The 16,218-nt window shown below is 41.9% G+C and carries 13 protein-coding genes; 8 read left to right on the plus strand and 5 right to left on the minus strand.

All coding sequences use genetic code 11. The features are described from left to right. Positions 1 to 270: 270 nt before the first annotated feature. Entirely contained in the window at positions 271 to 1,914 is a 1,644-nt protein-coding gene (locus ACQKCP_RS06770; RefSeq protein ID WP_427611765.1) for a hypothetical protein, read from the minus strand. 414 nt (positions 1,915 to 2,328) lie between these two features. On the opposite strand from ACQKCP_RS06770, the gene ACQKCP_RS06775 reads away from it, so the two are divergent. From ACQKCP_RS06775 to ACQKCP_RS06800, 6 genes are all read left to right on the plus strand, one after another. Then, on the plus strand, positions 2,329 to 2,937 hold the full coding sequence (locus ACQKCP_RS06775; protein WP_165598370.1) for a rhomboid family intramembrane serine protease: 609 nt from the start codon (positions 2,329 to 2,331) through the stop codon (positions 2,935 to 2,937). Between the two features lie 103 nt (positions 2,938 to 3,040). Beyond that, positions 3,041 to 3,997: a metallophosphoesterase gene (locus ACQKCP_RS06780; protein WP_427611766.1), complete on the plus strand. Its 957-nt coding sequence runs from the start codon at positions 3,041 to 3,043 to the stop codon at positions 3,995 to 3,997. Between the two features lie 107 nt (positions 3,998 to 4,104). Continuing rightward, a complete protein-coding gene (gene purE / locus ACQKCP_RS06785) occupies positions 4,105 to 4,656 on the plus strand; it encodes a 5-(carboxyamino)imidazole ribonucleotide mutase (protein ID WP_082624535.1) in 552 nt (183 codons plus the stop codon). Positions 4,657 to 4,853: 197 nt separating this feature from the next. Next, positions 4,854 to 6,230: a 5-(carboxyamino)imidazole ribonucleotide synthase gene (locus tag ACQKCP_RS06790; RefSeq protein WP_427611767.1), complete on the plus strand. Its 1,377-nt coding sequence runs from the start codon at positions 4,854 to 4,856 to the stop codon at positions 6,228 to 6,230. Further along, positions 6,230 to 6,679: a YaiI/YqxD family protein gene (locus ACQKCP_RS06795; protein WP_102093310.1), complete on the plus strand. Its 450-nt coding sequence runs from the start codon at positions 6,230 to 6,232 to the stop codon at positions 6,677 to 6,679. Before ACQKCP_RS06790 ends, ACQKCP_RS06795 begins: the two co-directional genes overlap by 1 nt. Before the next feature lie 235 nt (positions 6,680 to 6,914). Beyond that, entirely contained in the window at positions 6,915 to 7,553 is a 639-nt protein-coding gene (locus ACQKCP_RS06800) for an NAD(P)H-binding protein (RefSeq protein ID WP_427611768.1), read from the plus strand. Positions 7,554 to 7,711: 158 nt separating this feature from the next. Here ACQKCP_RS06800 and epmA read toward each other — a convergent pair whose 3' ends face one another. The 3 genes from epmA to ACQKCP_RS06815 all read right to left on the minus strand — a co-directional run bounded on the left by epmA (position 7,712) and on the right by ACQKCP_RS06815 (position 11,308). After that, positions 7,712 to 8,740, minus strand: coding sequence for an EF-P lysine aminoacylase EpmA (gene epmA / locus ACQKCP_RS06805; RefSeq protein WP_427611769.1), 1,029 nt, complete (start codon positions 8,738 to 8,740; stop codon positions 7,712 to 7,714). A gap of 50 nt (positions 8,741 to 8,790) precedes the next feature. Further along, a complete protein-coding gene (locus tag ACQKCP_RS06810) occupies positions 8,791 to 9,900 on the minus strand; it encodes a 4-phosphoerythronate dehydrogenase (protein WP_427612032.1) in 1,110 nt (369 codons plus the stop codon). Positions 9,901 to 10,180: 280 nt separating this feature from the next. Continuing rightward, entirely contained in the window at positions 10,181 to 11,308 is a 1,128-nt protein-coding gene (locus ACQKCP_RS06815; protein ID WP_427611770.1) for an AI-2E family transporter, read from the minus strand. 859 nt (positions 11,309 to 12,167) lie between these two features. Between ACQKCP_RS06815 and ACQKCP_RS06820 the strand changes: the two genes are divergently transcribed. Beyond that, entirely contained in the window at positions 12,168 to 13,859 is a 1,692-nt protein-coding gene (locus ACQKCP_RS06820; protein WP_427611771.1) for an NAD+ synthase, read from the plus strand. A gap of 213 nt (positions 13,860 to 14,072) precedes the next feature. After that, positions 14,073 to 15,347: a hemolysin family protein gene (locus tag ACQKCP_RS06825; protein ID WP_427611772.1), complete on the plus strand. Its 1,275-nt coding sequence runs from the start codon at positions 14,073 to 14,075 to the stop codon at positions 15,345 to 15,347. A 46-nt stretch (positions 15,348 to 15,393) separates the two neighbouring features. Here ACQKCP_RS06825 and ACQKCP_RS06830 read toward each other — a convergent pair whose 3' ends face one another. Then, a complete protein-coding gene (locus ACQKCP_RS06830; RefSeq protein WP_427611773.1) occupies positions 15,394 to 16,110 on the minus strand; it encodes a YggS family pyridoxal phosphate-dependent enzyme in 717 nt (238 codons plus the stop codon). Positions 16,111 to 16,218 lie beyond the last annotated feature (108 nt).

The following is a 16,218-nucleotide window of genomic DNA, read 5'->3' on the forward strand; positions in this document are numbered from 1 at the left end:
TTCAATCATTATAGTATTAGATAGTCATGGTAGCGATAAATCCATCAAACTACTTTATTTGGCTTTGATTATTATAAAATTCTTAAGCTGCTATTCACAGTCTGTGCGTTGTTGTGCAAATGATACAGTAAGTAATGTTTCGGTTGGCACACGTAACTGTCGCTAAGCTACATGAAATCATAGGCCATATAAGTAACTGTCGCCGAGTTACATGAAAAGATAGGCTATATATAAAGACACGCTATATAAAAAAGCGTGCCTTATAAAAAACTACCTTACTTGAGCTGGTTCAGCAACGATAACCGTGTTTGCCATCTCATCCACTTCTGAAGGTGAAAAAGGGCCCGGCGGTCTGGTGGTTTGATTATTCGAAGGAAAGTTGTTGGGAATATTGCTCGCGCCATTAGTAGGCAGATTGTTGGGCGCGTTATTAAAGCTATTATTGTTAGGCAAAGGATTTGGTATCACACGATCTCCAGTATCATCATCTGATGCTTGGTATTCGCCAGAGTTACTATTTACCCCATTATTGTTGTATTGATTATTAATCCCTGCCCCATCATCTACAAACTGATTATTTGCGTTTGCCATGTTGTTCGTAGCATCACCAATGTTGCTATTATCAGGCAACGGCAGTGGCGCTGTACTCTCGACTACCATCGCTGGTACTAAGTTGCGTACTTCTGTAACCAGTTTTTGTAGCAGCATATTGTCTGGCGCCTCCAGTGTGAGACGGTCGTTTTGCACATGCAAACGTGCAAATGGTGTTGATCTAAGCATCGTCAAGACATTGGGCAATATCTCCACAGGCATATTAGCGATTGTGGTTGCTACCCCATCCTGTATGTTTAATTCACAAATACTTGCCTGCTCACCAAAGCTTGTATTAAGCGCTTGTTGCAACGTGCTTTGCAGGGCAGCATCGCCAACGGTCGCGCTACAAGTGTACAAATTACCGCCGTTGTCTACACCGACAATAAGCTCAACAGGAGTCGTTGTTGGTATAGGAGGCACGGGTGCTGGCGGTGGTTCAACAGGAACTGTGGCCACGGGTTCTACTGGTATTTCATTATTGGGTTTCACTAATAATGCCCATGCTGCTAGGGCAAGCGCGGCAAGGGCTACTATTAATAAAAACACACGTATTAGTAGATCGTTTCGTTGGTTACGAGTGCGCACTTGTGCACGCTTTAAGTTACTATTCTCTGCCAAATGGTAGGCTGCTGGATTGGCATGAATAGCATCACTATTGGCAATCGTATCGTTATCTAACGCTTCAGTGTTTGCGCGCTCAGCAGTTGATATTTGCTCTATACTTTCTGCATCAGTGTTCGTTATTGGTGTGTCTATGCTAGCTATGCCAGTATCTAAAGTAGAATCGTCAAGTCTATTCGATATGTCGTCACTTACTGGCACCTGTACTGGCACATCATTATCATCTGAACCAAAGCTTGTTTGTATTTGCTGACTAACGCCTTGAGTAGCAGTAATCACAGCTGCTGACCAGATAGGTAAATATGGACGTAAAGCAGCCTGTTTGTCTTGTAGAAATGCTGGCAAAAATTGCCCATTGGCCAATACTTTTAGCTCACGATATGCCAACGGCGCGGCACTAATTAGTAGTTGCTCAGTTGTCTGCTCATCAATGTGATGGGTGGCTGACAACTCTTGGACGATAGTCTCTTGCAGTCTTTTATCTTGCCATATTTGTTCAAATAAAGGGCTTTCATTATTAGTGCTAGTAGTTACTTGATCAGTACGCAGCAGCTGTGAGTAAATTTGTGGCACAGCTAGGCGCGCAGCCAAAACAGCATAAAACTGTTCAAGTAGACTGACATAGGCGACGTTATTGCTGTCATCATTACCCATTACAGCTGGGGTTACCGTTTGTTCTAGCTGGTCAATAATGTTCATATTCCACTGCCTCTATCAGCCTTATTTGAATGTGCAAAATTAAGCACTTATTTTATTTTTGTCCATGTCACTTATGCATTTTGCTTCTTTGTCTAAAAGATTCATTGCAGCGCGGATGAATGAGCACTACTCTCGTCTTTAACCTTGCTTTAAAAGTTTCACTTATGTTGCATGGTACACTGCTACATTATTCACTATAACCGCGTAAAAAAGCATCGTTTTGTCACACAATAGGTATTCGCGTTATCGCAACTGCTGTTAGTATTAGTCTATTGCTAATGGTTAGTACTTAATACGGATCAGACGTCAAACTTATTTTTTACTCAGCCGTAACGCTTAGGCTTTGAATATTGTCATTTGTAGCTTGTCATTTGTAACATTGTCACATATCAGGCACGGCCTAAGGATTTTCCTTTGTTAAACCATACGACGCTTATTATCATTATTACCGTTATTGTCAGCTTATTGGCTTGGCAAAACAAGACGCTATTTAATCGATTGATTTTTTACCCGCCAGCAGTCAACAATGGGCAGTGGGATCGCTTTGTGACCCACGGCTTTATCCATGCTGATAGTATGCATTTGCTCTTTAATATGTTTACTTTATATTTCTTTGGGCGTGCTATCGAAGGACTATATCAGCCGTTTTTATTCGGTTACGGTTTTGTGGTTTTTTATGTGTTAGCAATTATCGTTGCTATGATTCCAAGTTACGTGAAAAATAAGAACAATGCCAGTTATTTGAGTCTAGGCGCATCAGGCGGCGTATCGGCTGTGCTATTTGCTTTTATCCTGCTAGCACCATGGGAGAGAATTTATCTCTTTGCCGTGATTCCTATTCCTGCGATACTATTTGCCGTGGCTTATATATTTTATAGTATCTATGCGGATCGACGCGGTGGCTCAAATATCAATCACATGGCTCATATGTGGGGCGGCGCATTTGGCGTTATCGCTACGATTGTTTTGGAACCAAAAGTACTACCGCACTTTATCAATGCGTTGCTATCACCGGGATTTTAGACATTTTTACGTATATTAAAGCTAGCATTTTAAAGACAGCTATACTTTATAAATACTATTTTGCACAGGGTATACTTCTACATTCGAGATTTAGTAATACATTATGATTATAGATATTATCGGTGATATACATGGTTATGCAGACAAACTGATCGGTCTGCTGCATCAGTTAGGCTATGAGCATAACGGTCAGTATTTCGTGCCACCAACAGGTCACAGGGCCTTGTTTATCGGTGATTTGATCGATCGCGGTTCGCAGCAACTGGCCACGTTAGAGATTGTCTTTACAATGCTAGATGCCGATGTAGCCGATGCAGTGATGGGCAACCATGAATATAATGCGTTGGCATATGCCACGCGCGATCCTGATAATACTAGCCAGTATTTACGCTCGCACAATGACATCCACAGACGCCAACACGAGGCGTTTTTGGCAGAGATACCATTCGGCTCAGAGCAACATGAGTACTGGTTGCAGCGTTTATATGAAATCCCATTATGGATTGAGACCGACTATGCGTGTTTTGTACATGCTTGCTGGGATACAGATAGCATGGCAATACTAAAGCCCTTTCTGACTGACGATAACTGTCTGACTCCAGCAGGTTTAATCGCAACGGCTAAAGAAGATACCGTCGCCTTTGACGCTTTAGAGCGAGTGTTAAAAGGGGTTGAAACGGGCTTACCTGATGGTATTGTGATGGTAGATAAAGAAGGTACCGAGCGTACACGAGTGCGAGTACGTTGGTGGCTAGATGAGCTAAATAAACGCACACTTCGTGAAGTGTCTCGTGCTCCATCGTCCGCATTGGCACAAATACCGCCTGATGCATTGGCTGAAAATATTGAATTTGCGCTAAAAACTCATAAACCTGTGTTCGTCGGGCATTATTGGCTCACTGGTACACCTGAGCCACTCAGTCCACAAGTTGCCTGTACCGACTACTCTGCAGCAGTGGATAGCGGCTATCTAACATGCTATCAACTGGATACCAAAAAACCATTACCATTGACGGTCAATCACTTTGTTCAGCATTATCACGATGAAAAGCAAACATAAAATCGTGATATCACTGCAATTAGCGCCATACCAGTATTAAAAGTCAAACTTGGCTTTACGAGTGTAGCAAAATTTTTGTATGATGGTCTTTTTGAGGATATCCAATCATGAGCACCACGAATACTGCTGCTAACCAGAACGGTCCAATCACCTCCCCTGCTGGTCAGCCAAAAGTCGGCATTATCATGGGTTCACAGTCTGACTGGGCGACTATGAGTGCTGCTGCGCAATTGCTTGCAGATTTTGACATTGCTTTTGATTGTGAAGTGGTCTCTGCACACCGTACGCCAGATAGATTATTTGATTATGCCAAAAGCGCAAAAGATAATGGTCTACAAGTGATCATCGCTGGTGCAGGTGGTGCCGCTCATCTGCCAGGCATGTGTGCCAGTCAAACGCCGCTACCTGTCTTTGGTGTCCCCGTAAAGTCATCTATGCTGAGCGGTTGGGATAGTCTACTGTCTATCGTACAAATGCCAAAAGGCGTCGCTGTTGGTACTTTGGCGATTGGTGCTGCTGGTGCTTATAACGCCGCCCTACTTGCAATTCAAGTATTGGCATTGCATGATGATACGATTGCTACTAAGCTCGATCAGATGCGCCAGTCTCAGACTGAGACTATTCTTGCTAGCCCAACACCAGGTATTATTAATCCTTAAGTAAATATAAATCGATTAGCTTTTATAGCAGAGCCTTCTGGATTGAAGGCTTAACAATTGAAGCTATTACTGTATATTTTTAAGCAATTCCGAGTAAAGATAAGGTGCATACAGTGCACCTTTTCCTATTTTCACCCATTGAGTTTTAGATTTTTATAGACCAAACACCTTATTCACTTTTATTCAAAGAGCCTGCCATGACTACAGCAAACGCTTATCCTGTTACCCAAACCATTCGTACCATCGGTATTTTAGGCGGTGGTCAGCTTGGTATGATGCTTGCCGAAGCCGCTATGCCATTGGGCTACCAATGCGTATTCTTAGAAGACAATCCAGAATGCCCTGCCAGCTTGTACGGTCGTGTCTTTCATAGCGATCAATTAGAAGACTTTATCGCAGCAGCGGATGTCTTTACGTTAGAGTTTGAAAACACGCCAACGTCTACGGTCGAGCAACTGGTTAGCTTGTCAAAATCTGGCAGCAAGCAAGGCATGTTCCCACCATTGATTGCGCTTGATATCGCTCAAGATCGTCTAAAAGAAAAGCAGATGTTCAACACGCTTGATATTGCAACCGTGCCATTTATGGAAGTTAATTCTGAAGCTGAGCTCAAGCACGCTTGTAAAGAATTAGGGCTGCCTATCGTTCTAAAAACCAGCCGAGGTGGTTACGATGGCAAGGGACAGTTCGTTATCAAGCAAGACAGTGATATTAAGGCTGCTTGGCTAGATTTAAAAGACGCCGTCAGCGGTAAAGGCTCACTCACGCCAACACCTGCGCCGTTAATTGCTGAAGGTTTTATTAACTTTAGCCGTGAAGTCTCTATCATTGCAGCAAGAGCGCAAAATGGTCAGGTACGCTGTTACGACTTGGTCGAAAACCATCATCACAACGGTATATTGGCCAAAACTCAAGCACCTGCTGTTGGCACGAGTCACCTGTTTCAACAAGCAACAGATGCTATCACCAAAGTCATGAACCATTTGGACTACGTTGGCGTTATGGCGCTTGAATTGTTCGTCACTAAAGATGCTCGCGGTCATAATGCGATACTGGCGAATGAGATCGCACCACGAGTCCACAACTCTGGACACTGGAGTATTGAAGGCGCTATTACCAGTCAGTTTGAGAATCATATCCGTGCCGTAGTCAACTTGCCATTAGGCGATACAGATAACGTCCATCCTGCAATTATGGTGAATGTACTGGGTCAATATCCCGATATCAGTGCAGTGCTAAATATCGATGGCGCTCATTATCATAGCTATCATAAGGCTGAGCGTGACGATCGCAAGATTGCTCATATCACCTTGATGCCTAATGACGTGACTGATTTAGAGCCTGCTATGGCAAAATTGGTTGCTATCTTGCCAAACAAGGTTGGCCTAGATAAAGAGTATGCAATTGTAGATACTCAGCCTAGTAAAGCAGATGTGGATACTAAGAGTAATGCTAAAAACAGTGCTCAGAACAGTGTTCAAAATGATGCCACAGCTGATGAACTAGACACTAAAGATAGCCAAACAGACAGCCTGAATACTCCTCCATCAAAATCTGAAAAGGCTAAAAAATAATGCAAATTTGGGTGGACGCAGACTCGGTGCCATTGATTGCCAAAGATTTGATTATTAAAACGGCTGAACGTACCAAGACCATGGCCATATTTGTGGCCAATCAGCCGATCAAGCTACGCAAGTCACCCCTACTTGTTATGACTGTCGTACCGTCAGGTTTCGATAAAGCTGATGATTATATCGTCGAGCAGATACAGGCTGGTGACTTGGCTATCACTAGCGACATTCCTTTGGCCAATGACATTTTGGATAAAGGTGGCATGGTATTGACGACGCGCGGCGTGGTCTACGATAAGAACAACATCAAGCAAAAGCTCAATATGCGCGACTTTATGGATACTATGCGCGGTACTGGTGTCCTAGAGTTGCAGGAAATGAGCGGTCAAAAACCCTACGGCGATCGAGATAAAAAAGCCTTTGCGGATGGTCTCAATCGCTTGGTTCGTTAGTGCCTTCTATGGTTCTATCTGACGCCTACCTGTTCTGTCATCTATTATATGATGTCATCTGATCAACGTTTGCTTCCTTGCAAACGGTATACACTCTATAACCAAACACTATTCAATCAGCACGCTTTATAACGAAGCGTGCTACCTATCTTTGTTACTCTATATTCGGTTTTTAAGATAAATAAACTTACTGAATAATTCAAACAATAGCATTTAAATAAAAATAGGAATGATTATGAAAATTTTAGTCGTTGGTGCAAGTGGTCGAGTGGGCGGTGATTTGGTTAAGCAGTTATTGGCTGATCATCAAGTTATTGGCACGACTCGTCAGAAAGAAAAACTATTTGATAATGACAACTATACCCAGCTAGATTTAGACATTACAGCCAGCAAAGACTCTATTGAAAAACAACTGGATCAGGACATTGAGGCTGTTTACTTTGTTGCAGGGTCTGGTGGTAAAAACGTCTTAGAAGTTGATTTGCACGGTGCCGTGAAAACGATGCAGGCTGCACAAGATAAAGGCATTAAACGTTATATTATGCTGAGCTCAGTCTTCTCATTAGAAACTGAAAAATGGGACGAAAACCCAGGTATTGCAGATCTAAAAGAATACTACATCTCTAAACACTACGCAGATCACTGGTTAGTGAACAACAGCTCGCTTGATTACACTATCGTACAGCCAGGCGCACTAAAAGAACGTGCTGGTACCGGCAAAATCACTATTAATGATACCAACTCTGGTGAGAATGCAATCGAAGATGTAGCGACAACGTTAGCCTCGGTGCTAACCGCGGATAACACCATAGGCAAAATCTTCAATCTACACAATGGTGATATCGATATCAATGAAGCAGTTGCTACGGTATAAATAAATTTAGCATTACCAGAATTGATTGTGGACGCTAGATTTTAGAAGCAGCCAATACAAAAGGTCGTTGTCGATTCGCCAATATCTAATTGGTAAATCGGTAACGACCTTTTTATTATGTATTTAGATTACAGCTAATCTACAAGAAGCTCATTCAATTATGCTCGCCCACTGGGAAAAGGAATGACTTCTTCCAAGCTGCTTGCACCTGTTAAAACCATTAGCAACCTATCCATACCGACTGCGATACCACTACATGGCATCAAATCATTGGATGCGGCTAATAGATGTTCATCGATTGGCATTTGAGGTAGATTATGACGCGCGCGTAATTGATTATCCTGTTCAAAACGGTCGAGCAGTGCTTGACCATCTGCTAATTCATCATAAGCATTGGCGATCTCAACGCCATTAATATACAGCTCAAAACGCTTCGCAATTTTATTACCGTCTTTATCCATAGCGGTTTTCGCTAACGCAGCGGTCGCAGGTGGATACTCTATAATCAATGTCGGCAAATCATGACCTAGGTTTGGCTCTACGGCGTGACTGAATAACAAATCTAACCAGCTCTGACGACGATTTTCTTCGCTATCATCAGTATTATTAAAATTAAATCCTGTCAAACCCATATCTTCTGCCACGGCTTGCAATGCAGTTAAACTCGCTGTCAACGGATGTATACCAACATAATCCATAAAGGCATCGACATAGCGATAATGACTCATCACAACAGAATGACCATAAAGCGCTTCTAACAACTCATTAAGTTCAGTTGCTATCTCGTCCAGACTATAATTCGGTTGATACCATTCAAGCATCGTAAATTCAATATTATGACGCGTACCTATTTCGTTATTACGAAAGACAGGACAAATCTGATAAATAGGTACTTGCCAGCTGGCTAATAAACGCTTCATTGCAAACTCAGGCGAGGTATGCAGATAATAAGTGCGCGGACGGTCTTGATAGGTCACATGAGCTGCTACAGACTGCAAAAAAGTGTCTGTATTGCCTGCTTGGGATAATAGCGGTGTCTGCACTTCCAGCACTTGTCGACTGGTAAAAAACTGACGAATATTGCTGATAAATTGCGCACGCTGTTGTGCCATTGCAAGTGTCATGGTTGGCGCGTAGCTAGGCTTAGAAGTAATAGGCTGCGAAGAAATGTTATTTGCTTGAGTCATTGGGCTCTACTGCGACTGATGAATAATTGGTTGCTAAATATCTTGTTTAATTAAAACTGCCACTCACGGCGCAAGTGATAATCACGTCTCAGACCGTCGAAGTCAGCACCATTTACTTGCCCATCAACTTCTTTATTTCGCAATGAGGCATCATCTTGCATGACATCATAAAACTTTGCCAATCTGTCTGGATACGATTTTAATTCAGACCATAAGAACATATTTAGCGGTAGTAGATTGGACATAGATTGAGTTAGAGGTATCGCTAATTTTTCACACAAGGCGTCATAAATGATTTGTGTGCCACGCAGCTTACCTTCTAGCGTATAGCCAGCGATATGCGGTGTGGCAATAGCAATTTTGGATAGCAAGCTTGCTGCAATTTCTGGCTCATGCTCAAACACATCTAGCACCACTTGACGTCCAGTACGCTCAATATCTGCTTTAAGTGCGCTCTCTTCAATTACAGGCCCGCGCGCACTATTAATTAACATCGTATTGGCAGGCATCATTGCTAATGCAGCTGCGTTGATAAGATGACGTGTTGGGTAGTCACTACCTTTAGGATTCGTCGCATTCTTTTCATTAGTCAAAGGCACATGCAGACTAACCACGTCACTTTGGCTAAGTACCTGATCAAGGCTAGCATTGTTAGTTTTAGAGGATGGTAACAGGGGATCATAACCTAGCACCTGCCAACCCAAGTCATAGGCATATTGAGCAAGTGTACTACCGATATTACCAAGACCAATGACACCTAATGTTAATGACGCCGATTGCTGCCAATACTGCGGACGCAAAGTGAAAACAGCCGTCAATACATATTGAGCCACAGAATGCTTGCTACAACCAGCCGCATTGGCAAAAGTGATATTGCGAGACGCTAGATAATCTTGATCTACATGGTCGGTACCAATAGTCGCAGACCCGACAAACTGCACGCTGTTATTATCAACCAATAGCGTTTCGTTTACTTTCGTCACAGAGCGTATCAGCAGTATATCTGGCTGTACTTCGGCAAGTAGCGCTGCATCAATATCTCGACCAGCAACAGCAATGATATCAACCGTATGCTCAATCAGCTGACCAAGCGTAGCATCATTAAAAAAATCATTCAGACTGGCAATATTGCTGTCTGCTAGAACAGTGATATTTTTAATCGCGCTTAACTTATCGACCTTATTATTCGTCGATTCTGCCATATTCTTATTTGTCATTATTCATCGTCTCTATCGATAATTTTTTACATCGTATTTTCTAGGGCGTGTCTTCATTTCAAAAATGGAGATAAAAATGAGATAAATTGCCGTCAAACAAGAAAAATAGCGTAGATAATATCAGGATATTAAATAGCTATTTGACGATGTTTGGCAAAATTTAGTCATTTTTAGCCCATTTAGATGGCCATCGGGTGAATTGAAGACACGCCCTAATGACTCGTTATTCTGTTTCGTGCACAGGATCTATCACACGAGGGTCAGAAAGCATCACCTCTTGCTGAGCAAATATCTCATTCTTATGCTGCGATATCCACTCGCGCCATACTGCAAGCCCGATAGCCAATACGACAGGTCCAATAAACAAACCAACAAAACCAAACGCTGTTAGACCACCCAGTACACCGATAAAAATAATGATAAAAGGAATTTTGGTCGCGCCGCTAATGACGATAGGACGAATCAAGTTATCCACCCAGCTAATTACTAATACACCCCATAGCGCCAGGCCAATACCCTCTGCAGTATGCCCTTGACTCAATAGCCAAATCGACACACCGCCCCAAACAAATGGCGTGCCAAAGGGAATCAAGGCAATAATGAACGTGACAATGGTCAATAAGATAGGACTTGGCGCACCAGCGAAGTAATAGCCGATACCTGCCAATAAAGCCTGAGCCAATGCCGTCAGCCCGATGCCGTATACCACGGCACGCGTAGTTGTACCTACAGAATCGATGTAACCGTCGATGCGATTACCGATGATGTTGCGCAGCGCTTGACGAATCTGCCGAACCAGACTGGTGCCATCACGATAAAAAAAGAAGAGCGTCATTAACGCCATACCGAGTTTGGCCAAACTACTGAACACCACATCAAATGCTATTTTGCCATAATATAAATGCGACTGAACCCAAATGCGAAAAGCTTCTAGCGTCCCTTCTGGGTTTTTATTGATACGCCACAGTACGTCTTTGACTTGCTGACCGATGATAGGTAAATCTTTAAGAGAATCAGGCACATCTAAGTAACCTACCTTGATACGATAAATCAAGTTGCTGATCAAGCTCAAAGCTTCTTGCTGCAAGATAAACACACCGATGACCAGTGGCACGCCTATTATCAGTGAAATGCTCACCGTCATAATAGCGGCACTAAAATCTGGGCTCAGCTTTACCTTTTCATGGAAGAAATTATAAATAGGAAAAGTTACATAGGCCAAAATCGCTGCCCACAGCGCTGGTACAATAAAAAACTGCACCACTTGAAAACACAATACGAACAGCACCACTAGCAACGTAATTGCTAATAAGCGCTGAATAATAAATTCTTTTGTCCAGTTTTCAATCATAGCGTATAAACCAAAAGCGGACAGCAAACGATAATTTTGCTGGCGAGTTTATAAATGTGTGATGAATATTAGCTCTTAGACGTTGTCTGTAAGCCATATCCATTAGCGAGAGTTGCGAATCATACAAAAAAGCATTGGGTCGGACTTATGGAGTCATATGACAATCAAATAGTGTGACAGTTAAATAGTGTGACTGTGTTCAGCTCCATACTACAAATTCATAGCCATTTATTATCCTAGATAACACAATAAAAATGCAGCTAGCACACTTTATTATGCAATAAAGCGTGTGAATTATATAACGCGTTGTTGTAATCTTTACTTACAACTTTGTCTATGCAAGCTTACTAGATGACGACGATAATGACTAGCGCATAATGCATGAATTTAGTGTGTAAAAATGATGTATTGAAAACTGCTTTTATGTTCAGCTTTTAAACTGTTATCTTATAAGGGAATCCACTGGTGCGTTCTATTTGTCGCGACAATTGATGTTATACTAAAGCAATTATTTTAAGCTTTTCAGTGTAGTTAAGTTTATTTGCACATATTTATTTACATCGTCGTACAGACATCGAATCCTCTGAGCCAGATTTCAACACCCGCTTATATCGTCTTCTTTTAGACTATCATAAGTTCTAATTTTAGGGTGTCGCCATCACTTAGAGTGAGTTACTTGAGCAAAATCATAAGTCTTTTATAAAGGCTTATATAAGATTTAGACTCAGCATATCAGCTCAATATTTAAGCTTGATATGCAAGAGCGCAGTTTTGAGTTAATTTCGGATTTACTTTGATTTTATTTGAAATCAATACAGACACACCAAATTTTAATAATATATCGATAGGAACAATAACAATGTCAAAAGACACTGATAACCCCAACTCTAACACCTCAAACGAAGCCAGTAAGACCAATAAACCACAAGATACTGTCACTTTTGCCTTAGCTCAATCACATTTTTTGGTCGGTGATATCGCAACCAACGTCGAAAAAATGCGTAACCTAGCTTTACAAGCACGCGAACAGGGTGCTGACGTAATCGTATTCCCAGAGTTAGCGCTACTAGGCTACCCTCCACAAGATTTATTGCTACGTCCAAGCTTGTCAGGTCGCGTCAAAAGCGCTTTGTCTACTTTGAGTGATATTGATGATATCGTCATGATTGTCGGCTATCCGCATGTCGATCATCACGGAACTTTTAACTCTGCTGCCATCCTACATAATGGTCATCAAAAAGGCTTTTACCATAAGCAAATTTTGCCGAATTATGGCGTGTTTGATGAACGTCGCTATTTCGATAAAGGTCGTAATCAAGTTTTATTTGACTATAAAGGTATTACTATTGGTCTGCTTATCTGTGAAGATTTGTGGGAAAAAGGTCCTATCTCTGAGCTTAAAAAACAGGGTGCTGATTTAATCGTAAGCTTAAACGCCTCACCTTTTGAGATTGAAAAGCAGGACAATCGCAAGACTATGCTGGCCAAGCGTAGCCGTGAAAACAAGCTACCTATCGTATATGTCAATGCTGTCGGCGGGCAAGACGATCTAGTGTTTGATGGTGGCTCTATGGCTGTACAAGCTGACGGCAGCATTGCTCATGAAGCGCCGCGCTTTATGAACCAGTTGCTATTGGCTACGTTAGATGTAAAAACTGCTAAGTTTAACGAACAGACCAAAGCGCCTCTAACCTTGAGCCGCGAGTCTGAAATGTATCAGGCGTTAGTCGTCGGTCTACGCGACTATGTCAATCATTCAGGGTTCTCTGGCATTATCGTCGGGTTATCAGGTGGTATTGACTCAGCATTGACACTTTGTATCGCTGTTGATGCGTTAGGCGCTGACAAGGTATATGCGGTCATGATGCCATACGAATACACCTCTCAAATCAGTCTAGAAGATGCTCAAGCCCAAGCACGTCGCTTAAATGTTTCTTACACCGTCTGCCCTATTTTTGACGCTGTCGAAGGCATCCGTCATACACTAGCGCCGTTATTCAATAAGTCACCAGCGGATACGACCGAAGAAAACATCCAAGCGCGCGCTCGCGGTGTTATTTTAATGGCCTTATCTAATAAATTCGGTCATTTAGTTATCACGACTGGTAACAAGTCAGAATTGGCTGTTGGTTACTCAACACTATATGGCGACATGGCTGGTGGCTTTGACGTACTAAAAGACGTATATAAGTCTCAAGTTTATAAATTGGCGAGCTATCGTAACCGTTTAGAGGATACGCCTGTTATTCCTGAGCGTGTTATTACTCGTCCGCCATCAGCTGAATTACGTCCAGATCAAAAGGATCAAGATAGCTTGCCTGACTACGATGTGTTAGATGGTATCTTGACGTCATATATCGATGAAGATATGGGCTATCAAGAGATTATTGATAAAGGCTTTGATGCTGAGATGGTCGCCAAAGTCATCAAAATGGTAGACAACAGCGAATACAAACGCCTGCAATCTCCTATCGGTACCAAGATTAGCCACAAAGCTTTCGGACGTGAACGCCGTTACCCATTGGTTAATAAGTGGTCAATCAAAGGTTAATTGCTACACACCTCTCAACTTTCACTATCTATAAGTTGAGAGGTACTAGTTAGCCAGTTTTACAAGATATCGAATTTTTACTATTAGCTGGGTGCTTGCCCAGCTTTTTTGGTTTTTATCCACCAAAAATTTTTACACCTAACCATATTCTTTTCCACACAGTTTCACTAACTATTTTGCCTCAATTATCTTTATTTCCTTTTCGAGTACGTCATGAGTTTGCTAACCGCTAGTGTTTTTCTTCTTTTATTGCTTGCCTTAAGCACCTTTGTCTCTGCTGCTGAGATTGCCATTGCCGCAGGCCGCAAAATCAAGCTTCAAATTATGGCAAAAGAAGGCGATGTTCGCGCACTTGATGTGCTCAATATGCAAGAGCATCCTGGCAGTTTTATCACCGTCGTACAAATAGTGCTAAATGCGGTCGCTATTTCAGCTGGTGCCGTGGGTGAATCGGCCATCAGTCCTTATCTCGAGCAGTTATTAAATAGTGAAACGATAGCATCGGTTATATCATTTGTACTCATCACGAGTTTGTTTTCGCTACTTGCTGATCTAATGCCTAGGCGTTTGGCCATGTCAAATGCTGAGACGATAGCGGTACGGCTTGTACGCCCGATGATGTTGTTAATATTTATACTAAAGCCCATTATATGGGTGTTCGATGGGGCTGCAAATATCCTGTTTAAACTTTTTGGCATCTCAACCATACGTCAAGATGATATGACACCAGAAGATATTTATGCAGTGATGGATGCAGGTGCTGAAGCAGGTGTATTAAAGAAGCAAGAGCATCACTTGATCGAAAATATCTTTGATATGCAAGAGCGTACCGTCACCTCAGTGATGAATCCTCGAGAAAATATCGTTTACTTTGATACCAAGACAAGTACCGAAGAAGTCGTGAATATCATGATTGAGCAGCCACACAATAAGTTCTTGGTCTGCCATGATGACGATTTAGAACATATCGTTGGTTATGTGGAATCTCGTAGCTTTTTAGCTTTGGTTTTGAACCAACAGGAAGTTGGCCTGACAAACAAGACTCTATTGAAGCCAGCACTTTTCGTGCCTGATACGTTGTCTTTATTTGAAGTATTAGAGATGTTTAAATCTACTGGCGCTGATTTTGCGGTTATTGTGAATGAATATGCCCTAGTCGTTGGTGTTATTACATTAAAGGACGTGATGAGTATTGTGATGGGTGAATTGGTAACGCTAGAGGAACAGCCTATTGTCCAGCGCACTGACAACTCCTGGTTAATCGATGGCATGACCCCTATCGAAGATGTAATTCGTGCATTAGATATCGTCAACCTACCACGCAGTCAAAATTACGAGACTATCAGTGGATTTATGATGTATATGCTCCGAAAAATCCCTAAGAAGACCGATACGATTGAGTATGCCAATTATCGATTTGAGATTATTGCGACTGATAATCTTAAAATCACGCAGATGCTAGTCACTAAATTAGAAGATGTCATTTAATTTACTGGCTAGTTAAAGGATGCCTAACTAGCCTATTCATATCGTTTTAAGCACGTTGACCAAAGATAGCAGTACCGACACGTACCATCGTTGTGCCGTTTGCTATCGCTTCTGGCATATCACCACTCATACCCATGCTAAGCGTATCCCAGCTACTTAACTCTGGATAGTCGGCTTTAACCTTTTCAAACAACTGCTTAGTTCGAGCAAAGGCATCCGTATTTGCTTTAGCAGGAATAATCATCAAACCTCGCAGTTGTAAGCGCTCGTAGCCTTTGATCGCTGTTATCAGCTCTGGCAACTGGGCTGGCAGGCATCCTGACTTACTATCTTCATTATCGATGTTCAATTGGAGCAACACATTCAACGGTGGCAGGTCAGCTGGTCGTTGCTCATTCAATCGTTTGGCGATGATATCTCGCTCAACCGTTTGCACCCAATCAAAGTGCTCTGCAATGTCACGTGTCTTATTACGTTGAATACTACCGATATAATGCCAAACGATACTCTTGCCTACAGGTTGAGCTTTAAGTTCAGTAATTTTTTCGATGGCTTCTTGTAGATAGTTTTCACCAAAATCACGCTGTCCTTGTTCTGCTAAAGTTGCAATCATATCGGTAGGTTTCGTTTTCGAAACAGCCAACAATATAACATTATTAGCCTTTCTGTCAGCATGATCACACGCTTGCTTCATCTGCTTATGAACTTGCTGCCAGTTATCGATAAGTGTCACTTCATCAATATTTTGATCTTTTTCTTTCATATTCGGCCTTTAATACTTATTAGGTTTCCAAAACTTCTTCAAAAAATAATTACTCAATATTTATGACTATTTTATGCAGAATCGTTTAATGAAGATTGATAAGAGACT

Origin of the sequence: Psychrobacter sp. NPDC078631 (genome assembly GCF_050268165.1) — a bacterium.
Classification (GTDB): domain Bacteria; phylum Pseudomonadota; class Gammaproteobacteria; order Pseudomonadales; family Moraxellaceae; genus Psychrobacter.

Coding starts and splice junctions, on each gene's coding strand:
- ACQKCP_RS06820 (WP_427611771.1), top strand. CDS start 12,168: ATGTCAAAAGACACTGATAACCCCAACTCTAACACCTCAAACGAAGCC.
- ACQKCP_RS06770 (WP_427611765.1), bottom strand. CDS start 1,914: ATGAACATTATTGACCAGCTAGAACAAACGGTAACCCCAGCTGTAATG.
- ACQKCP_RS06800 (WP_427611768.1), top strand. CDS start 6,915: ATGAAAATTTTAGTCGTTGGTGCAAGTGGTCGAGTGGGCGGTGATTTG.
- ACQKCP_RS06780 (WP_427611766.1), top strand. CDS start 3,041: ATGATTATAGATATTATCGGTGATATACATGGTTATGCAGACAAACTG.
- epmA (WP_427611769.1), bottom strand. CDS start 8,740: ATGACTCAAGCAAATAACATTTCTTCGCAGCCTATTACTTCTAAGCCT.
- purE (WP_082624535.1), top strand. CDS start 4,105: ATGAGCACCACGAATACTGCTGCTAACCAGAACGGTCCAATCACCTCC.
- ACQKCP_RS06795 (WP_102093310.1), top strand. CDS start 6,230: ATGCAAATTTGGGTGGACGCAGACTCGGTGCCATTGATTGCCAAAGAT.
- ACQKCP_RS06830 (WP_427611773.1), bottom strand. CDS start 16,110: ATGAAAGAAAAAGATCAAAATATTGATGAAGTGACACTTATCGATAAC.
- ACQKCP_RS06790 (WP_427611767.1), top strand. CDS start 4,854: ATGACTACAGCAAACGCTTATCCTGTTACCCAAACCATTCGTACCATC.
- ACQKCP_RS06825 (WP_427611772.1), top strand. CDS start 14,073: ATGAGTTTGCTAACCGCTAGTGTTTTTCTTCTTTTATTGCTTGCCTTA.
- ACQKCP_RS06815 (WP_427611770.1), bottom strand. CDS start 11,308: ATGATTGAAAACTGGACAAAAGAATTTATTATTCAGCGCTTATTAGCA.